16 protein-coding genes are annotated in these 17,015 nt (G+C 69.9%); 4 read left to right on the top strand and 12 right to left on the bottom strand.

Translation table 11 applies throughout. The features are described 5' to 3' along the window. Positions 1–126: 126 nt before the first annotated feature. A complete protein-coding gene (locus INT49_RS16355; protein ID WP_193118828.1) occupies positions 127–477 on the top strand; it encodes a hypothetical protein in 351 nt (116 codons plus the stop codon). 189 nt (positions 478–666) lie between these two features. Here the strand turns inward: INT49_RS16355 and INT49_RS16360 are convergent, their stop codons facing one another. From INT49_RS16360 to INT49_RS16410, 11 genes are all read right to left on the bottom strand, one after another. Continuing rightward, complete coding sequence (locus INT49_RS16360) at positions 667–1,779, bottom strand: type IV toxin-antitoxin system AbiEi family antitoxin domain-containing protein (protein WP_096164501.1); 1,113 nt, start codon at positions 1,777–1,779, stop codon at positions 667–669. Between the two features lie 231 nt (positions 1,780–2,010). Continuing rightward, complete coding sequence (locus INT49_RS16365; RefSeq protein ID WP_096164502.1) at positions 2,011–3,840, bottom strand: hypothetical protein; 1,830 nt, start codon at positions 3,838–3,840, stop codon at positions 2,011–2,013. 162 nt (positions 3,841–4,002) lie between these two features. Further along, entirely contained in the window at positions 4,003–4,632 is a 630-nt protein-coding gene (locus INT49_RS16370; RefSeq protein ID WP_096164503.1) for an OmpA family protein, read from the bottom strand. Then, positions 4,629–5,342 carry a hypothetical protein gene (locus tag INT49_RS16375; protein WP_141393698.1) on the bottom strand — a complete coding sequence of 238 codons (714 nt, stop codon included), beginning with the start codon at positions 5,340–5,342 and terminating at the stop codon, positions 4,629–4,631. The genes INT49_RS16370 and INT49_RS16375 overlap by 4 nt, the downstream gene beginning before the upstream one ends. Positions 5,343–5,460: 118 nt before the next feature. After that, positions 5,461–6,714: a serine/threonine-protein kinase gene (locus INT49_RS16380; protein ID WP_096164505.1), complete on the bottom strand. Its 1,254-nt coding sequence runs from the start codon at positions 6,712–6,714 to the stop codon at positions 5,461–5,463. Then, entirely contained in the window at positions 6,714–7,382 is a 669-nt protein-coding gene (locus INT49_RS16385; protein WP_096164506.1) for an RNA polymerase sigma factor, read from the bottom strand. The genes INT49_RS16380 and INT49_RS16385 overlap by 1 nt, the downstream gene beginning before the upstream one ends. A 136-nt stretch (positions 7,383–7,518) precedes the next feature. Continuing rightward, positions 7,519–8,361, bottom strand: coding sequence for an ATP-binding cassette domain-containing protein (locus INT49_RS16390; protein ID WP_096164507.1), 843 nt, complete (start codon positions 8,359–8,361; stop codon positions 7,519–7,521). After that, on the bottom strand, positions 8,358–9,161 hold the full coding sequence (locus INT49_RS16395) for an ABC transporter ATP-binding protein (protein WP_096164508.1): 804 nt from the start codon (positions 9,159–9,161) through the stop codon (positions 8,358–8,360). The genes INT49_RS16390 and INT49_RS16395 overlap by 4 nt, the downstream gene beginning before the upstream one ends. Then, positions 9,158–10,105 carry an ABC transporter permease gene (locus tag INT49_RS16400; protein ID WP_096164509.1) on the bottom strand — a complete coding sequence of 316 codons (948 nt, stop codon included), beginning with the start codon at positions 10,103–10,105 and terminating at the stop codon, positions 9,158–9,160. The genes INT49_RS16395 and INT49_RS16400 overlap by 4 nt, the downstream gene beginning before the upstream one ends. Then, entirely contained in the window at positions 10,102–11,169 is a 1,068-nt protein-coding gene (locus tag INT49_RS16405; RefSeq protein WP_096164510.1) for an ABC transporter permease, read from the bottom strand. The genes INT49_RS16400 and INT49_RS16405 overlap by 4 nt, the downstream gene beginning before the upstream one ends. Positions 11,170–11,180: 11 nt before the next feature. Continuing rightward, a complete protein-coding gene (locus INT49_RS16410; RefSeq protein WP_193118829.1) occupies positions 11,181–12,779 on the bottom strand; it encodes an ABC transporter substrate-binding protein in 1,599 nt (532 codons plus the stop codon). Positions 12,780–12,917: 138 nt separating this feature from the next. On the opposite strand from INT49_RS16410, the gene INT49_RS16415 reads away from it, so the two are divergent. Continuing rightward, the gene (locus tag INT49_RS16415; protein WP_096164511.1) at positions 12,918–13,496 is read left to right on the top strand and encodes an Lrp/AsnC family transcriptional regulator; all 579 of its coding nucleotides are present in this window, start codon (positions 12,918–12,920) and stop codon (positions 13,494–13,496) included. A 31-nt stretch (positions 13,497–13,527) separates the two neighbouring features. On the opposite strand, the gene INT49_RS16420 is transcribed toward INT49_RS16415, so the two are convergent. Further along, complete coding sequence (locus tag INT49_RS16420; protein ID WP_217990150.1) at positions 13,528–13,872, bottom strand: hypothetical protein; 345 nt, start codon at positions 13,870–13,872, stop codon at positions 13,528–13,530. Positions 13,873–14,457: 585 nt separating this feature from the next. Here INT49_RS16420 and INT49_RS16425 point away from each other — a divergent pair. Together INT49_RS16425 and INT49_RS16430 are read left to right on the top strand one after the other, a co-directional pair. Next, on the top strand, positions 14,458–15,825 hold the full coding sequence (locus INT49_RS16425; protein WP_193118830.1) for an aspartate kinase: 1,368 nt from the start codon (positions 14,458–14,460) through the stop codon (positions 15,823–15,825). Then, positions 15,822–16,949 carry an aspartate-semialdehyde dehydrogenase gene (locus INT49_RS16430; RefSeq protein WP_193118831.1) on the top strand — a complete coding sequence of 376 codons (1,128 nt, stop codon included), beginning with the start codon at positions 15,822–15,824 and terminating at the stop codon, positions 16,947–16,949. Before INT49_RS16425 ends, INT49_RS16430 begins: the two co-directional genes overlap by 4 nt. The last annotated feature ends 66 nt before the right edge of the window (positions 16,950–17,015 follow it).

A 17,015-nucleotide genomic window follows, 5' to 3' on the forward strand; every position in this document is an offset into this window, starting at 1 on the left:
ACGACAGCATAAGAAATCAACCGAATCCGCTGTCCGAAATCACCGCAGCAGCTCAGACTTCCCGGACGGATCACACCACGCCAAGCCTGGGACGCGACTGAGCCGGCACCGTCTCCCCGGCCTGTCGTGGAGCCCAGCCTGATCATCGAGTCCGTCGGGGACAGCAAGAAGCGTTCCCGGAAGCTCCCCCGGGAGCGGGTCATCCAGACCGGTGAACGAACACGGGTGGTGAACAACAACGGCACGATCACCCTCCACGGCGTCGCGTTCCAGGTCTCCTACCCTCATGCCCAGCAGGAAGTGCACGTCCTCGTCGAACAGGCCAGCGTCACGTTCGTCGACCTTCACGGCGAGATCCTGGCCGAGCACGCTTGGCCCCCGCTCGGCATCCGATACGCCTCCAAGCACACGGGTCAACGGAGCGGCAAACGCCGAGGCCGGCCACCGAAGAACCCCGAACCGTCACCGATGTCCTGAGACATCAACTGTCACCGATGTCCTGATACAGAACTGTCACCGAAGTCCTGAGACATCACACCTCCCGTGCGCAGCAGCAAGGCACTTCCTCCGAGCACCATCCATTGATCACCGTCCACGCTAAAGAATCTGCGGTAGAGCAGTGCGAACGCGAACTGCTTGCGGATCGGGTCCGAGGCGACTCCGCGCTCACGAGCCTTCGCGTTCAGCTTCGCCTTCAGGGACATCCTCAGTCCAGCTGGCGTCTGCGGCCTGGATTGCTTCGTCGCCATCGCTCACTTTCTTTCGTTCCGAGGCCTGGACATCCATGCCCTGGCCACCCGAAGGGTTCGTGGCCCATGGGGAGCCTAGGCGCATCGACTTGTTCAGGTCGCGGAGGGTCGAGGAGCGGAGAGCATCCAGAGCGGGCATCCGGAATGATTCGAGCACATTCGACGTGGTGGCTCTCCATCGTGTAGCCGTGTGCTGAGCGGGAAGGCTCCGGATAGCGTCGAGGGCCGGTGGGTCGGCAAGTCCCCATAGGGTGCTCGCACGATCAGCGGTGAGGGTCTTCCACTGGTCCGCGAACATGTCGCCGAAGGTCTTCTCCATCAGCTCGCGGACCGCATCGCCCCCGAGGGTCCGCATGAGAGATTCGCGCGCAGACGCGAGATTCTCCGCGACTGGCGGGAGCCCAGCGCGCTCAAGGCACGCCTCGACCAGAACGTCGCCGTCCTCGAACCCGTGGCGTGCCGCCGCCCTGTCGAGGCGGCGTGCCAGATCGCGTGGCCGGACCTGCGGCGACGAGAGCGCGTCTCGCACGACGTAGGCGAGATGGTCAAGGTCGACGCCGCCGTCGGCGATGTCGCCAACGGTTCGCGGGATCGAGGTCACAGGGAGGCCACTGATGATGGCGACGTCGTCGTCGGGCAGATCACCGCGGTGGATACGCACGTCGGGCTGACTGGTGCGCCGCCTGATCGTCGAGGTGAACTCGTGGTGGGGGGCCACGAGATCGCCGAGACCATGGACTCGAGCGGCTGAGACATGAGAGACGGCGACGTCGGGCTGGCCAAGGCGCTGCTCTGCAATCTCTGTGGGATCAGTGCTCAGCCATGCGGCGTGAAGGTCCTGAAGCGACTCGTCCCCGGCGGTGGGAAGTGCGTAGACGCCTCGGCGGGCCTGGTAGATGAGCTCGCGCTCTCGGAGCCTCCCGAGAGCGACACGGGAGATTCCGTACTGCTCTGCCTGGCTGGTGGTCACGAGTCCTCGCTGACTGGAGCCCAGCTCCTGTAGCGTCGCTAGCGCATCGACTGACCTCATCGCACACCTTCCTGGCTCAAATGTTACATCTGAGTGTTACATCTTTGCCATCAATGTGCCAGGGGGTGCCCCGAAAGTAACAGAGGTCGCGGCGTCAGGGCAGACTGTGCAACTCAGAACTCGGTCACCGACGCAGCGGACTCGCCGTCGGCGACGGGGCCTTGGTGCCCGAAGATGTGTTCGTCGAGGGGCACGATGACGTCAACTGGGCAGAGCTGACCACGTCGCCCCTCACTCCGACTGCAGCACGTCCCGCTCCTGCAGCAGCTTCGCACGCATGGAGCCCAGCAGCAGCCCGGGATCGGCGAGCGCGATGCCGGCGAAGCGATGGGGGAGCGCGGCCGCCTGCGCCAGCGTGCGAGCGCGCTGGCTCGGGGCGCTGCGCAGGTCGAAGGCTGCCCGCAGGTCCTTCTCGTGCAGGGGCGCCGGCGCATACCCCATGAGGTCGTTGCCGCGGGCGATGATCGAGACGACCGCCGCAGCGGTGTTGCGGGTGCTCGCCTTCCGTCGCAGCACCGCATCATCGAGCTGGGCGACGCGCACCAGCAGGCGCCGGCAGGCGGTGAGGAGCTCGTTGAGATCGGCGGATCCGGGGTGGTGCTCGAGAAGCGCGGACGCCCCCTCGATCAGGTGCGCGTCGATCTCGGCGGCGAGGTCCCGCAGCTCCTCGGGGAACTGCTCGAGAGCGAGCTCCTCTGCAGGCAGCGGCGTGGTGTTCAGCGTCGCGAGCGCCTCGACCCCGCCCGCCCGCAGAGCGAGATCCGCCAGGCGCAGCGCGCTGGGGTCCTCGAGCTCGAGCGCGAGGTCGACCTGCTCCTCGAGTCGGCGAGCGCGCATTCGCGGATCGGCGTGACGCGCCGGGAACTGCTCGAGCACCGGAGCGATCGCGCTCAGGGTGCGCGCACGCACGGACGGATCCTCGTCGGTCCGCTCGAGGGACCAGGCGATCAGCGCCGGGAGGGCGGACGGGATCAACGTGACCGCGTCCTCGGAGAGGAGCGGGCTCGTGGGCAGCACGTCGGTGACGATCCACTCGGTGAGCTCCGGATCCCAACCCAGCGGATCGCCGAAGCCCGCGTCGAGCAGGATCATCAGGTACGCGACCAGATCATCCAGCGCCTTGCCGTGTGCGAGGCCCACGGCGTGCTCGGAGGCGGTGAACTCCTCGATCAGGTCGGTGCCGTCCTCGAGGAGCCACGGCGGGCGCTCGGGGACGGGGCGAGCGGCATCGCGGGAGACGCCGGCACCGAGGCCGTCCTGGTCGTACCCCGTCCCTCCCTCCGGCATGAGGGTGACGACGAACTCGACGAAGGGTCGCAGCATCGGCCACTGTTCCCAGTCACGAGACTGCTCCACATCCGCCGCAGTGGACGCGAGGGCCTGGTGGAAGCGGGCGCGCGCGTCCGCCGGGTCAACGATCTCGAGGACCTCGTCCAGCGACGTCCCGTCGTTGGCCATGATCTCCCGGTACTTGTCGGTGACCTGCTCCATCGGCTCGCCGATCACGAAGGCGTCCTTCACGTACGGTGCGGGGCTCCACGGGATGTAGGCGATGAGCACGGCCCGCACGCCGCGGGGAAGGGCCAGCTCCACCATCAGGTTCTCCCCGGCACCGTCGGAGAAGGCGACTCCCTCGGTGACGGAGGCCTGCGCGAGCCCGGAGACCTGCGGCGGCATCGGCTGGCGGCGGGCGGTGACTCCCACCCGCGCCCGGGAGCGGAGCTCCGCATCGGGACACATCGCCGCGACCATGTGCAGCAGTGCGGTGGTCTCGGCGACGTTGATCTCGAGGAAGGTGTCCAGCAGGTCCACCCCTTCCGGCAGCTCCTCGGAATGGTGCTGCAGGTCCGCGATCTCCGTGACCAGCGGTGCTGCGGCGACCCAGAACGCGGTGGGATCGTCGGAGCGCAGCGCCGGGCGGAGCACCTGGATCAGGGGGTTCTCCGCCGCCGGTTCGGCGGGAGTGGTCGCGGGCCGCGCAGGGTGCGCGGTGCGACGGTGCGGGTGCTGGCGGGCGGCGCCCTGCCCGAGCGGGTTGCGGTTGCGAGGGCGTGGACTCATGGGGCCATTCCATCAGGTGCGGGCCGACAGGGCGAGAAGGTGACGGTGAGGCGCGAGAACGGGAGAGCCCGGCCTCGCGCCGGCTACCTCGCACCCGGGCCGCCGACTCTCTGCCCCGGCGGGCGTCCGAGCACGGCCACGAGGTGGGCGCCTTCGACCGGCTCAGTCCCCGTAGCGCATCTCGACCCGGCGATTGGCCGCGTAGGAGGACGGGTCGTCGGGGTCCTCGGTCGCGGCCAACTGCTGGCTGCCGTGTCCGGTCACCTCGAGGGTGAGGTCGGGGCGCTGCGCGGTGAGCGCGTCGGCGACAGCCTGGGCGCGGTGCTCGGAGAGCTCCTGGTTGTCGAAGTCGTACAGTGCCTGGTTCACGGGGCGGGAGTCGGTATGCCCTCCCACCTGGACACTCGCCCCCTCGGGGATCTCGGCGGCGAGCTCGGCGATGCGGGCGGTGGCGCTTCCCGGCAGGTCCCAGGTGTTGGAGGCGAACAGGATATCGGCCTCGAGCACGATCACCTGGTCGTCGGCCGGTTCGGTGCTGCCCAGCGAGGTGATCGAGCTGGGCGCGACGTAAGTGGTGATCGAGTCGTCCAGGACCGTCTGGGTGATCTCGAAGGGCTGCTCGGGCGGCCCCTCCGCCTCACCATCAGCGAGTGCCGGTGGACTGGCGATCGCCAGGACCAGCAGCGCCGCCGCGCATGCGGCGAGGCGGCCCACGGGATGTCGGTCGAGCGCGATGCGCAGGTCGGGCCTCCGGGCGGGGGAGCGGCGCGTCGTGGTGTCGGTCATCGTCATCCCTCCCCGTCCTCGGCGCCGGGCTCACCCGTCGCATCGCTCGGGCCCTGCTCGATCGGGACGTCCTCGAACTCGGGGCCGGCCGGTATGCCGACGTTGACGGTGTCGATCTCGTCCACGGGTGCGGCGTAGTTCGCCCAGTACGCCTGGGTGTCGCCGGAGGCGAGCTCGTGCACGGCCTGCTTGCTGTTCCAGACCCCCTCGGTATCCCAGCTGCCATTGGTGCGCAGGATGTCGTAGCGCTTGAGGTTGACGCGGTCGAAGAGCGCCGGCCCCACGTTGCTGTGGTTCTCCCCGTGCAGCTCCCAGAGCGTGAACGCTCCGGGCTCGGTGAACTCCGGGGTGAAGGTGAGCAGCAGCTCCATGGTGTCGCCGCGCACGCGCAGATGGTGCAGGCCGACGGTCATCGTCCCGTCGATGTCGCCGCTCGGCAGGGTGTAGCTGATCGTATCGACCGCGTCGGCCGGATCGATCACGGCGGCGGGCTCGGCCTCGTCGGCCTCCTGCGAGGGATGCTCCTGCCCGCCGCCGTCTGAGGCATCGGATCCGTCGGCCTGCTCGTCGGCGGTGGGCTCGTCGGCGGAATCCTCGAACTCAGCCTCGCCGCCGCCGCCGGAGCAGGCCGTCATCGACAGCCCGGCCAGCGAGGTGAGGGCCAGCACGGCCTGGCGCCGCGTGGGCCGGAGAGTGCGGCGGTCTGTCATGGTCATGCTCCTTCGGTCGGGCGCCGGCTGCGCGGACGCCATCGATGTGGTCTCACGGTGTATGTCGTCGCGGAGGGCGGTTCGGTTGCATCGGATCCCGAGAAAGTTCTCAGCCGCCGCGAGGTCACTCGAGAACCCGCACCGTGCGCCGTGCCTCCAGCTCCTGCCCGTCGGGGGCGCGGGCGCGCAGCACCACCTCCGCGGTGCCGGGCCCGGAGGCGGTGAGGACCGTCTGCTCGGCATCGACGAGGTGGGAGCCGGTGGGCAGGGACCACACCCAGGAGTCGGCACCCTCCACCTCGGCAGTGAACACCGCCTCCTCACCGACTCTCACCTCGTCCGGACCCTCGATCGCCAGCGAGACACCGCCCGCTGCCGACGGCACGGCGCCGCGGAGGTCCAGCAGGCTGCCGAGCCCCAGCCCGGTGACCAGGGCGAGCACCAGCAGCGCTCCGAGGACGGCGCGACGGCGCAGGCGGTATCCGACGCCGGCGCTGGCCGAGAGCGACGAGGCGGACGACGGCTCGGGGCCGACCGGCGAGGCGGCCGACGGCTCGTGCGCGGCCGGTGCAGTCTCGAGGGCCAGGGCCTCCTCGACCTCGCCGAGCCATGTCGTCGCGTCGGCCTGGCGGGCGCCGGGATCCTCCTGCAGTCCGCGCTCGAGCGTCCGGTGCAGCGCCGCGGGCAGGTCGGCATCCTGGACGAGCCAGCGCAGCACGGAGGACATCGCCCAGATGTCGGCGCGGATGTCGACCACAGCGGGCCGGGACTGCTCGGGTGGACGGAACCCGTCGGTGCCGGCGGCGACGGTGAGGCCGGAGCTGACGGCGAGGTCCTTGCACATCCCGAGATCGGCGACCAGCAGGCGCTCGTCGGCGCCGAGCACCGACGCCGGCGGAGTGACGGCATCGCCCTGAGTCACACCGGCGACTCCGCCGGTGCTGGTCAAGAGCAGGTTCCCGGGGCTCAGATCGCGGTGGACCAGCCGGGCCCGATGCACCGCCCCCACCGCGGCCGCCAGCGGCCGGGCAAGAGCCAGCGCATCCTCTCGGGTGGCGCGCCAGCCCTCGGCCCGCAAATTCTCGACGCGCTGACGCAGGGTGCCGCGGTCGGCGATCTCGAGCACCAGGTACGGCTGCTGCCGGGAGGTCTGGCCGATGTCGTGGACCGTGACCAGGTGCGGGCCGCCGACGCGGCGCAGGGTGCGGCCCTCGGCGATGAAGCGCTCCCGGATCTCGGGGTTCAGGCTGTGGTTCTCAGCCAGGACCTTGACGGCCACGGAGGCGTCGAGTCGCTCGTCGTGTGCGCGGTGCACCGTGGCGAAGGAGCCGACACCGAGCACCTCGTGCAGCCGGTAGTGGCCCAGCAGCTCTGCCATCAGAGCTTCTCGGGAGCGGGCTGGTCCGCGCCCAGCCGGCCGGCGAGCATCGCGCGGCCCCGGCTGACCTGTGACTTCACGGTTCCTTCGGCGCGGCCCAGCCGTGCGGCGATCGCCGCATAGGGCAGCTGCTCGAGGTCACGCAGCTCGACCGGCGCCCGGTAGCGGTCCGGCAGACCGGCCAGCACCTGCTGCACGCTGACCCGGTCCGCGATCAGCGAGCTCATCCGTGCCGCAGGGCGGTGCTGCTCCTCGAGCTCCACGGTGCGTCGCTGACGGCGCAGATGGTCCGCCACCCGTCGGCGCACGATGCTGTGTACCCAGGTGGTCACCTTCGACCGGCCGTCATAGCTGTGGATCGACTGCGCGATCGAGATCAGGGAATCCTGGGCGACATCATCCACGGCGGGGGGATCCAGCAGTGCGGCGCCGGCGAAACGGCGCACCACTCCGGTCGCATCGAGGGTCTCGACGAACAGCTCGAGTGCTTCGGGGAGCGTGACAGAGAGCTGCGCGAGCGCGGCCAGCACCTCGTCCTGCGCGCCCGCGCCGAGGAGAGCGTCGGCGGTGCGGCGGGCGGCGTCGATCCGGCCCGTCGTCAGGTATCGCTCCAGCTCATCGCATGCTCGTGCCGCCGCCTCGGCCGGCGACCCCCGTTCCGTCCCCATGTGCGCGAGCCTATCGTGCGGGTCGTGGCGGCCGGTGCCGGACGTCGCAGGCTGGACTGTGCCGATCTCGAGCCCGGGGGCGGCACTCCGCTGAGGGCGAGGTCAGGGTGCCCCATCACGCAGGGACCCCACAGGCTCACCCCCGGTCCAGCGCCCCCGGCAGCTCCTCGTGCCACTCCGCCGGTGCCTCGGCCGCCGGGGCCGCCGGCAGCACGCCCTTCCCGTCCGGGTGCGGGATCGCTCCCAGCAGCGCCTTCGTGTAGGGGTGGACCGGATCGGCCCAGACCATCGCCGTCGGCCCGGATTCGACGATCCGGCCGCGGTACATGACGGCCACGCGGTCGGCCATGATCCGCACGACGGACAGGTCGTGGGAGATGAACAGCATGCCCGCTCCGGCCTGGAGAACCAGTCGGCGCATCATCGAGGCGACCTCGGACTGGCTGGAGGCGTCCAGTGCGGAGATCGGCTCGTCGGCGACCAGCAGGTCTGGCTGTGCGGCCAGGGCCCGGGCGATCGCGATCCGTTGGCGCTGACCGCCGGAGAACTGGTGCGGGTAGCGGGTGACCATGTCGGGGTCCAAGCCCACGGCGCCGAGCCACTGACGGGGAGCGTCCGAGGACAGGCCGCGACTTCGTGCCGCGGTGACTCCGTCGGCGATCTGGTCCCCGACCCGCTTGCGCGGGTTCAGCGAGGAGTTCGGGTCCTGGAACACCATCTGCATCGCTGTGAGCTCGGCCTTCCGGCGGCGCAGTCCCAGCGGCGGCACCGGTGCTCCCCGGAATCGGATGTCCCCGGAGTGGGGCTTCTCCATGCCGATCACGGCGCGGGCGGTGGAGGATTTTCCGCAGCCGCTCTCGCCGACCAGCGCCAGCACCTCGCCGGCGCTGATCGTCAATGAGACGCCGTCGACCGCCCGCACGGTGCGGTGCCCGCGGTACTCGACCGCGAGGTCCGTCGCTTCCAGAACGGTGCTCATTCGTCGTCCTCCACGAGTGACTGCTGCGCATCGGGCATCGACTCCAGCAGCGTGCGCGTGTAGGCGTGCTGGGGCGTCGTGAAGACGTCGTGGGTGCTGCCGGATTCGACGATCTGTCCGTGGCGCATCACGGCGACGTCGTCCGCGACGGCGCTCATCACGCCGAGGTCGTGGGTCACCAGCAGCACGGCCAGGTCGCGCTGGTCCACCAGTTCCCGCAGGAGATGGAGGATCCCCGCCTGGACGGTGACGTCGAGGGCCGTCGTCGGCTCGTCGGCCAGCAGCACCTCGGGGTCGCAGGCCAGGGCGACGGCGATCGCGATGCGCTGGCGCTGACCGCCGGAGAACTGGTGCGGGTACCTCCGCAGCGCCTCGGCGGGGTCGGGCACGTGCACCTGGGTCAGCAGGTCGATCGCCCGCTGCCGGGCGTCGCGCCGGTTCAGGCGCAGGTGCGCACGCACGTGGTCGGTCAGCTGTGCCCCGATGGTCAGCTGCGGGTGCAGGCTGGCCGAGGGATCCTGGAACACCATGGCGATGCGCCGGCCCCGCACCCGGTTGAGCTCTCGGGGGCGCAGCCCGACCAGTTCGGTGGTGCCCAAGCGGATCGAGCCACCGACCTGCGCGGTCGCCGGCAGCAGCCCGAGCACGGCCATGGCGCTGACGGTCTTCCCGGAGCCGGATTCCCCGGCGAGGCCCTGGATCTTCCCGGGGGAGAGGTCGAGCGAGATGCCGGAGACCACCTGCACGGGGTCATGGCGTCCGAAGGCGATCGTCAGGTCGCGGATGCTCAGGGCGCTCATCGTCCCTCCTCCGTCGTCGGGTTCTCGACGGCCGCCGGTTCCTCGTGCTCGGTGCCGCCGGCCGCGCCCTCGCGCTCGGCGGAGGAGAGCGGGTCCAGCGCATCGCGCAGCGAGTCGCCGATGAAGTTGAACGCCATCACCACGGTGAGGATCGCCAGGCCCGGGAAGACCCCGAGCCACCAGGCATCGATGTGGCTCATCGCGCCGGAGATCATCGAGCCCCATTCGGCGGCCGGCGGCTGGGCGCCCAGGCCCAGGAACGACAGACCGGTCAGCAGCAGGATCGCGGTGCCGATGTCGAGGGAGGCGAGCACCAGCACGGGGCCGGCGACGTTGGGCAGGATGTCGCTGCGCAGCGATCTCCACGGGGAGTAGCCCAGCAGTCGTCCGGCGATCACGAAGTTCTGGGTGCGCAGACTCAGCACGAGCGAGCGCACCACGCGGGCGTACTGCGGCCAGGACACGACGATGCCCGCGATCACGGCATTCAGCAGCGAGGGACCCAGCGAGGCGGCGATGATCATCGCCAGGATGACGGTGGGGAACGCCATGATCAAGTCGGTCAGGCGCATCAGCGTCTCATCGACCCAGCCGCCCACGAATCCGGCGATGGAGCCGATCAGGGTGCCGAGCACGGTCGCGCTGACCACCATGAGCAGGGCCAGCGGCATGGTCACCCGGGCACCGGTCAGGAGGCGGGAGAACACGTCGCGTCCCACCTGATCGGTGCCGAGGACGGAGGCATCACCGGGGGCTGTCAGGCGGGGGAGCTGTTGGGCGAGCGGATCGTGGGGCGCCGCCCAGGGAGCGATGAGCGCGATCACGATCCAGGCCAGAGCGATGATCGCGCCGACCATCGCCAGGGGAGTGCGCCAGGCGGTCGGGATCGCACGGAACAGGCGGCCCCGACGGAGGCGCGTGCGGGGGGAGGTCGATGCGCTCATGCCAGCCTCACCCGGGGATCGAGGACCCCGTAGAGCAGGTCCACCGCGAAGTTGATGACAAGGTAGATCACGCCCACCACGAGCCCCACGCCCATCACGCCCGGCAGATCGAGGTTGATCGCGGAGTTGAACGCATAGGTGCCGAGCCCCGGCCAGGCGAAGACGGCCTCGACCAGCACGGTCCCGGACAGCAGCACGCCGAAGGCGACGCCGACGACGGTGAGGATCGGCAGGGAAGCTCCGCGCAGCACGTAGGCGCCGATGACCCGGCGACGGGGCAGCCCCTTGGCGCGGGCGGCGCGGATGTAGTCGGTGTCCAGCACCTCGAGCACGGCGGCTCGGATGAAACGGGTGAGCAGGCCGATGGTGAACAGCGACAGCACCAGCACGGGCAGCGCCAGATGGGCGAGCGCGTCGAAGAAGCCGACGGGGTCGCCGCCCAGGATGAAGTCCACGGTGTACAGCCCGGTGACGGTGGGCGGCGGGGTGAATGTGGGGTCCAGCCGCCCCGCGCCCGGTGCGACGCCCAGGCGGAGGAAGAAGGTGTGGTACGCCATAATGGCCAGCCAGAACGTGGGCACGCTCAGGCCGAGCAGGGAGACGACCCGCAGCACCTGGTCGGTCGCGCGGCCGCGGTGGTGGGCAGCGATGGTGCCGAGAGCGAGGCCGACGGCGAGGCTGACGACGATCGCACAGAGCGCGATCTCCACCGTCGCCGGGACGGCGGTGGCCAGTTCGGTCGCCACCGGGCGGCCGGTCTTGATCGAGGTGCCCAGATCGCCCTGGAGCAGAGCCGCTAGGTAGATCAGGTACCGCTCGGGGATGGACTTGTCCAGTCCGTGCTCCTCGACGTACGCGGCCACCGTGGCGGGGTTGCTCGCCGCACCTTCGCCCAGCGCTGCGGCGACCGGGTCGCCGGGCACGAGCGCGGTGAGCACGAACGTCACCATGGTCACGCCGAGCATCAGCAGCACCGAGGTGCCGAGGCGGCGCAGGATGTACCCCAGCAGCGGCCAGCGCTGCCAGAGCCGGGCAGGCTTCTGCGATGTGGTGGTGGCGGTCATCGTGGGGGAGCTCAGCCGGCGGGCTGGAGCAGCGGGATGTCGAGAGTCCAGTTGGTGTTGTTCTGGACGTTGGTGACGGTGGCGCTGCTGGCCAGGTTGATGCCGGGGACGATCAGGGGCACGAAGGGCCCCTCCTCCTGCATCGCGGTGGCGTACTCGCGCATCGCCTGCTCGCGCTCCTCGACCGAGGTCGCGTTCGCGGCGGTGCTCACGAGCTCGGCGATCTCCGGGTCTGCGTCGGCCTCCCAGCCGGCGCGCAGGCCCACCTTCTCGCCGGGGCCGAAGGGCAGGAACGAGGACGAGTCGGCGAAGTCGGGGCCCCAGTACCACATGGAGAAGGCTTCCTGGCCGCCCACGTACGGCTCGATCTGGGAGGCGAAGGGCGCCGGGGCGAGCTCCACGGTGATGCCGGCGTTCTTCAGCTGGGCCTGGACCCGTTCGGCGACGGGGGTGAACTCCACACCGCCGACGGGGTTGTCGCTGGGGAACTGCAGCGTGATGGTCTCACCGGCGTAGCCGGATTCCTCCAGCGCCGTCTTCGACCGTTCCAGATCCTCGGCGACACCGCTGTCCAGCGCGCCGGTGAACATCGGCGGGATCACGCCGGTGGCCTGCACCGAGCCCTCGCCGGCGAGCTGCAGGAGCTCCTCGTAGTTCAGGGCGTAGCGGACGGCCTCGGCGAACTTGGGATCGGCGGTGACCTGGCCGACCTCCTCGTTCTGATTGACCAGCAGGAAGATGGTCTGGGCGGAGGGCTTCGAGGTGACGGTGAAGTCCTCACCGAGCTCGGCGACCTGGTCGCCGTTGAGGTCGACGGCGAGGTGGGAGTCCCCGCCCTGGAGGTTGATCAGCTGCGTCGCGGACTCGGTGACGTTCCGGATCACGATGCGCTCGAACCCGGGCGCGTACTCGCCGTTGTACTCGGGGTTGGGCACGAGCACCGCGCGGGAGGTGATGTCCATCGAGTCCAGCAGGTAGGGTCCGGAACCGGCGGAGGCGCTTCCCAGGAAGTCCTCGGCGGCGTCGTCGTCTCCCGTGGTGCCGCCGTTGTCCTGGACCAGCTCCGAGTTGAGGATGGACAGCGCCGGGTTCGTGACGATCGCGGGCAGCTCGAGGGAGGGGTCCTCGGTGGTGAGGGTGATGGTCATGTCGTCGACCTTCTCGACGGTGATGCCGTTCATCAGGAAGTTCGCTTTGGACTCGGTCATCCCCTGCACGCGGGTCAGGGAGAAGACGACGTCGTCGGCGTTCACGGTGGAGCCGTCGGAGAAGGTGCGCCCCTCGGCCAGGGTGAACGTGAAGGACGTCGCGTCCTCGTTCTTCTCCATGGTGGCCAGCGAGGGGATCGGCTCGTCCTCCTCGGAGCCCTCGAAGGTGAGGAGCGTGTCGTAGACGGCGTGCAGCATCATGTTGCCGGTGGGCACGTAGTTGCGGCCCGGGTCCCCGGTCTCGAGGGAGAACGCGGTGTCGATCACCAGCGTGGACGAGCCTTCCCCGCCGCCCCCGCCCCCGGAGGAGCCACCGGCGGAGTTGCCGCCGGAGCAGCCGGCCAGTGCGAGGCTCGCGCCGAGCCCGAGAGCGATGACGGTGCGACGAGAGGTGCGGTGCACGGAAGCCTCCAACGGTGGGTCACCCGCGATGGACGGGTGGTGGAACTGCGGGTGTGACAGGGAACTATATGTCCTCCCTCACGACCCGGATCGATCATCTCTACCTACTGAGACGTCACCTGCGGCAGAATGTCCAGAATGAACAGCGATCCGACGAGGACTTCAGGACGTTCCGCCGCAGGAATCGACGACATCAGCTTTCGCATCCTCCAGGTGCTGCGAGATCACGGTCGAATCTCGATAGCGGCACTGGCCCAGGAGGTGGGCGTGTCCCGGTCGAACGCCTATGCGCGGGTCGAGGCGCTGACGGACGCAGGGGTCATCACCGGCTACGCCGCGCAGATCGATCCGGTGAGGGCCGGCCTCGGGGTCTGCACCCTGGTGTTCGTGACGGTGCACCCGCAGCGGCTGCCGGAGTTCCTGGAGGAGATCTCGGGGATCCCGGATGTGGAGTCCGCCAAGATCACCACCGGCGAGCACGACGTCATGCTGCTGACGCGCGGGGCGGACGTCGAGGGCGTGCACAGCTTCGTGGTGGGCGTGGTGGCAGCGCTGCCGCAGGTCAAGAGTGTGGAGACGGTGCTTGTACTCGACGAGGTGTTCGACCGGGGCCGGCTGCTGCCGCCGGATCTGGGCGATCACCAGCAGGTGGCGGCCGAGCGGGGGCTGCTGCGCTACACCCGCACCAATCCGGACCGGCCCAGCAGCATCGACTGAACCGCAGGCGGCCGACGGGTCGGGCGCACGCTCAGACCTGCAGGCAGACGCTCTCATGGGCCGCGCCGTCCTTCGTGAACTCCTCGATCAGCGCGATCGTGCCGTCGCGCTCCTCGACGCGGCTGGTCGCCTCCCCGCGCACCACGCTGCGATCGGCGACCAGCTCATGGGCGAAGGAGATCGCGAGCTCCGTGCCGGCCAGCTGCCCGACGAAGCGACCTTCGGTGACCGTGTCCCCGGTGTAGCTGCCCCATACCAGTTCGCCCTGCTGGTGGTAGACGAAACGGGTGGGGGAGGTCGGGTCCACGACGGAAGCGGTGGAGGAGGCCATGTCGAAGACGAGGCCGTCGAGAGAGAGGGAGGAAGGGGTTGGCATGGGGTGAGTATGGCGCACCCGGAGGAGGCGTGCGAAGGCGGGAGCGCGGTGCTGTCACACGCGGCCTCGGGAGCTCTCGGCCGTAAGGTGGCGGACGCCTGTCGAACTCTCCGGGGTTTGTGCGTCTTGGCTCCCGCGTAAACTCAATGTTATGTCGCAGGACATCGGTCGTAGGGACACAAAACTGGATGCCGGTGGCGAGGTGGCGAGGTGGCGAGGTGGCGAGGTGGCGAGGTGGCGCGCGGGGGGCAGCCTCGCCCCCTCGCGTGGAGGGGATCGCTGCGGCGCGCGCGGGGGAGTGTTGGGTGGGCCACGTCTCGAAAACACTGTGACCTGGGGCTGCGTCTCGACAGATGGGGTCATGAGCGTCTGGGCGGGCGCCCTCGTAGACTGGTCGGCGGTTCCGTGTGCCCGATGCCGTCCGCGTGCTCGATGCCGGGAGTGCTCTTCGCCTCCTGCGCCGTGCCGCCTCCCGTGCTGGGCCGCCGGCTCTGCCGTGCCGCCGGGTCCGCTCGAGGGCGGTCCCGGAGCAGGAACGTCTGATGCTTTACCTCCGATGCCCGCAACCGTGAAGGAAATCGTCCCATGAGCCTGGTCGTCCAGAAGTTCGGAGGATCCTCCGTCGCCGACGCCGACTCGATCAAGCGTGTCGCCCAGAGGATCTCCCTGTACTCCAAGGCGGGCCACAAAGTGGTCGTCGTCGTCTCCGCCATGGGCGATACCACCGATGAGCTCATCGACCTCGCCGAGCAGGTGAGCGACCAGCCGCCCGCCCGCGAGCTCGACATGCTGGTCACAGCAGGCGAGCGCATCTCCATGGCGGTGCTGTCGATGGCGCTGAACGATGCGGGCGTCGATGCGCGTGCCTACACCGGCTCGCAGGCCGGCCTGATCACCGACGAGGTGCACGGCAAGGCCCACATCCTGCGCGTCACGCCCGGCCGCATCCAGGAGGCCCTGGACGAGGGATCGGTCGCGATCGTCGCCGGTTTCCAGGGCGTCTCGCAGACCACGAAGGACATCACCACGCTGGGCCGCGGCGGTTCGGACACCACGGCTGTCGCGCTCGCCGCGGCGCTCGAGGCGGATGTCTGCGAGATCTACTCGGATGTCGACGGCGTGTTCAGCGCGGACCCCCGCGTCGTGCCTGCCGCCCGCCGTGTCCCCTTCATCTCCTGCGAGGAGATGCTCGACCTCGCCGCCAACGGCGCCAAGATCCTCATGGTGCGCAGCGTGGAGTACGCCCGCCGCTATGGGGTGCCGCTGCACGTGCGCTCCTCGTACTCGGGCCGGTTGGGGACGATCGTCTCCGACGACCCCGAGCGCATCATCCCCATCGACCCCGATGTCACCCTCCGTGCCGCGGACGTCGCCCGTCGCGACGCCGCCGACCCGACCAAGGAGCTCCCCATGGACGACCATTCCGATCCCGGCCTCGAAGCCCCCATCATCTCGGGCGTCGCGCATGACCGCAGCGAAGGCAAGATCACCGTCGTCGAGGTGCCGGACGTCCCCGGCCGCGCGGCGCTGCTGTTCGACGTCGTCGCCGGCTCCGGCGCGAACATCGACATGATCGTGCAGAACTCCTCGACGGTGGACGACACCGTCGCGATCTCCCTGACCCTCCCCGAGCAGGACGTCCCGGCGGCGCTGAAGGCCATCGAGGTGTCGCGCGAGGCGATCGGCTACTCCGAGGTGCGCTACAACGACCAGATCGGCAAGGTCAGCATCGTCGGCGCCGGCATGCGCTCGCACCCGGGCGTCTCGGCGACCCTGTTCCGCAGCCTCGGCGAGGCCGGCATCAACATCAACATGATCTCGACCTCGGAGATCCGCATCTCCGTCGTCACCGAGCAGTCGCGGCTCGACGACGCGGTGCGCGTGATCCACACGGCGTTCGGCCTGGATGCCGAGCAGACCGAAGCCGTCGTGTACGGAGGGACCGGACGATGACCAGCCAGAACACCCAGGACACCCAGGACACCCAGACGATCGACTTCACCGCCACCCCCGGGTACGCGGCCGACGGGCCGGTCATCGGCGTCGTCGGTGCGACCGGTCAGGTGGGCCGGGTGCTGCTGGCCCTGCTCGCGGATCGCGCCGTGCCCCATAGCGCGGTGCGCGCGTTCGCGTCGGCCCGCAGCGCCGGCTCGACGGTGCAGTACGCGGGCCAGGACCTGATCGTCGAGGACGCCACCTCCGCGGACATCACCTCCGAGGGCGCGACGGTCGACATCGCGATCTTCTCCGCCGGCGGCTCGACGTCCACGGCCCTCGCTCCCCGGTTCGCCGAGGCGGGCGCGACGGTCGTGGACAACTCCTCGGCATGGCGCCGCGACGGCGAGGTGCCGCTGGTGGTCTCCGAGGTGAACCCCGAGGCGATCACCGATCTGCCGCGCGGGATCATCGCGAACCCGAACTGCACCACGATGGCCGCGATGCCCACTTTGAAGGCCCTGCACGACGAGGCCGGTCTGGCACGGCTGAAGGTCGCCACCTACCAGGCCGTCTCTGGCTCCGGCGTCGCCGGGGTCGCGGAGCTCGCCGGGCAGATCCGGGCCGGGGCCGACGACGTGGAGAAGCTCGCGCTGGACGGTTCCGCCGTCGACCTCGGCGAGCCGGGCGTCTACGCGAAGCCGATCGCCTACAACGTGCTCGCGCTGGCCGGGAACCTGGTCGAGGACGGCTCCGGGGAGACCGACGAGGAGCAGAAGCTCCGCCACGAGTCGCGCAAGATCCTGGGCCTGCCCGAGCTGCCCGTCGCGGGCACCTGCGTGCGCGTGCCGGTGATGAGCGGTCACGCGCTCGCGATCCATGCCGAGTTCGATCGCGAGATCACGGCCGATCGTGCCCGTGAGCTGCTCGAGGCCGCCGAGGGCGTCTCCGTCGTGGACCTGCCCAACCCCCTGGAGGCCGCCGGTCAGGACGGCACGTTCGTGGGCCGGATCCGCCAGGATCAGTCTGTTCCGGGCGGAAAGGGTCTCGTACTGTTCGTCGTAGCGGATAATCTGCGCAAGGGCGCTGCCCTCAATGCCATCCAGATCGCCGAACTGATCGCGAAGGGACAACCTCGATGACGCTTGCCGCGACGAGCGGCCCCCCTGGTGCGGGGACCGGGCCATCGCCGTTGTCCGCTGTCTTCT

Source organism: Brachybacterium tyrofermentans, assembly GCF_014897585.1.
Classification (GTDB): Bacteria; Actinomycetota; Actinomycetes; order Actinomycetales; family Dermabacteraceae; genus Brachybacterium; species Brachybacterium tyrofermentans.

Coding starts and splice junctions, on each gene's coding strand:
- INT49_RS16360 (WP_096164501.1), bottom strand. CDS start 1,779: ATGAGGTCAGTCGATGCGCTAGCGACGCTACAGGAGCTGGGCTCCAGT.
- INT49_RS16365 (WP_096164502.1), bottom strand. CDS start 3,840: ATGAGTCCACGCCCTCGCAACCGCAACCCGCTCGGGCAGGGCGCCGCC.
- INT49_RS16370 (WP_096164503.1), bottom strand. CDS start 4,632: ATGACGATGACCGACACCACGACGCGCCGCTCCCCCGCCCGGAGGCCC.
- INT49_RS16375 (WP_141393698.1), bottom strand. CDS start 5,342: ATGACCATGACAGACCGCCGCACTCTCCGGCCCACGCGGCGCCAGGCC.
- INT49_RS16380 (WP_096164505.1), bottom strand. CDS start 6,714: ATGGCAGAGCTGCTGGGCCACTACCGGCTGCACGAGGTGCTCGGTGTC.
- INT49_RS16385 (WP_096164506.1), bottom strand. CDS start 7,382: ATGGGGACGGAACGGGGGTCGCCGGCCGAGGCGGCGGCACGAGCATGC.
- INT49_RS16390 (WP_096164507.1), bottom strand. CDS start 8,361: ATGAGCACCGTTCTGGAAGCGACGGACCTCGCGGTCGAGTACCGCGGG.
- INT49_RS16395 (WP_096164508.1), bottom strand. CDS start 9,161: ATGAGCGCCCTGAGCATCCGCGACCTGACGATCGCCTTCGGACGCCAT.
- INT49_RS16400 (WP_096164509.1), bottom strand. CDS start 10,105: ATGAGCGCATCGACCTCCCCCCGCACGCGCCTCCGTCGGGGCCGCCTG.
- INT49_RS16405 (WP_096164510.1), bottom strand. CDS start 11,169: ATGACCGCCACCACCACATCGCAGAAGCCTGCCCGGCTCTGGCAGCGC.
- INT49_RS16415 (WP_096164511.1), top strand. CDS start 12,918: ATGAACAGCGATCCGACGAGGACTTCAGGACGTTCCGCCGCAGGAATC.
- INT49_RS16420 (WP_217990150.1), bottom strand. CDS start 13,872: ATGCCAACCCCTTCCTCCCTCTCTCTCGACGGCCTCGTCTTCGACATG.
- INT49_RS16425 (WP_193118830.1), top strand. CDS start 14,458: ATGAGCCTGGTCGTCCAGAAGTTCGGAGGATCCTCCGTCGCCGACGCC.
- INT49_RS16430 (WP_193118831.1), top strand. CDS start 15,822: ATGACCAGCCAGAACACCCAGGACACCCAGGACACCCAGACGATCGAC.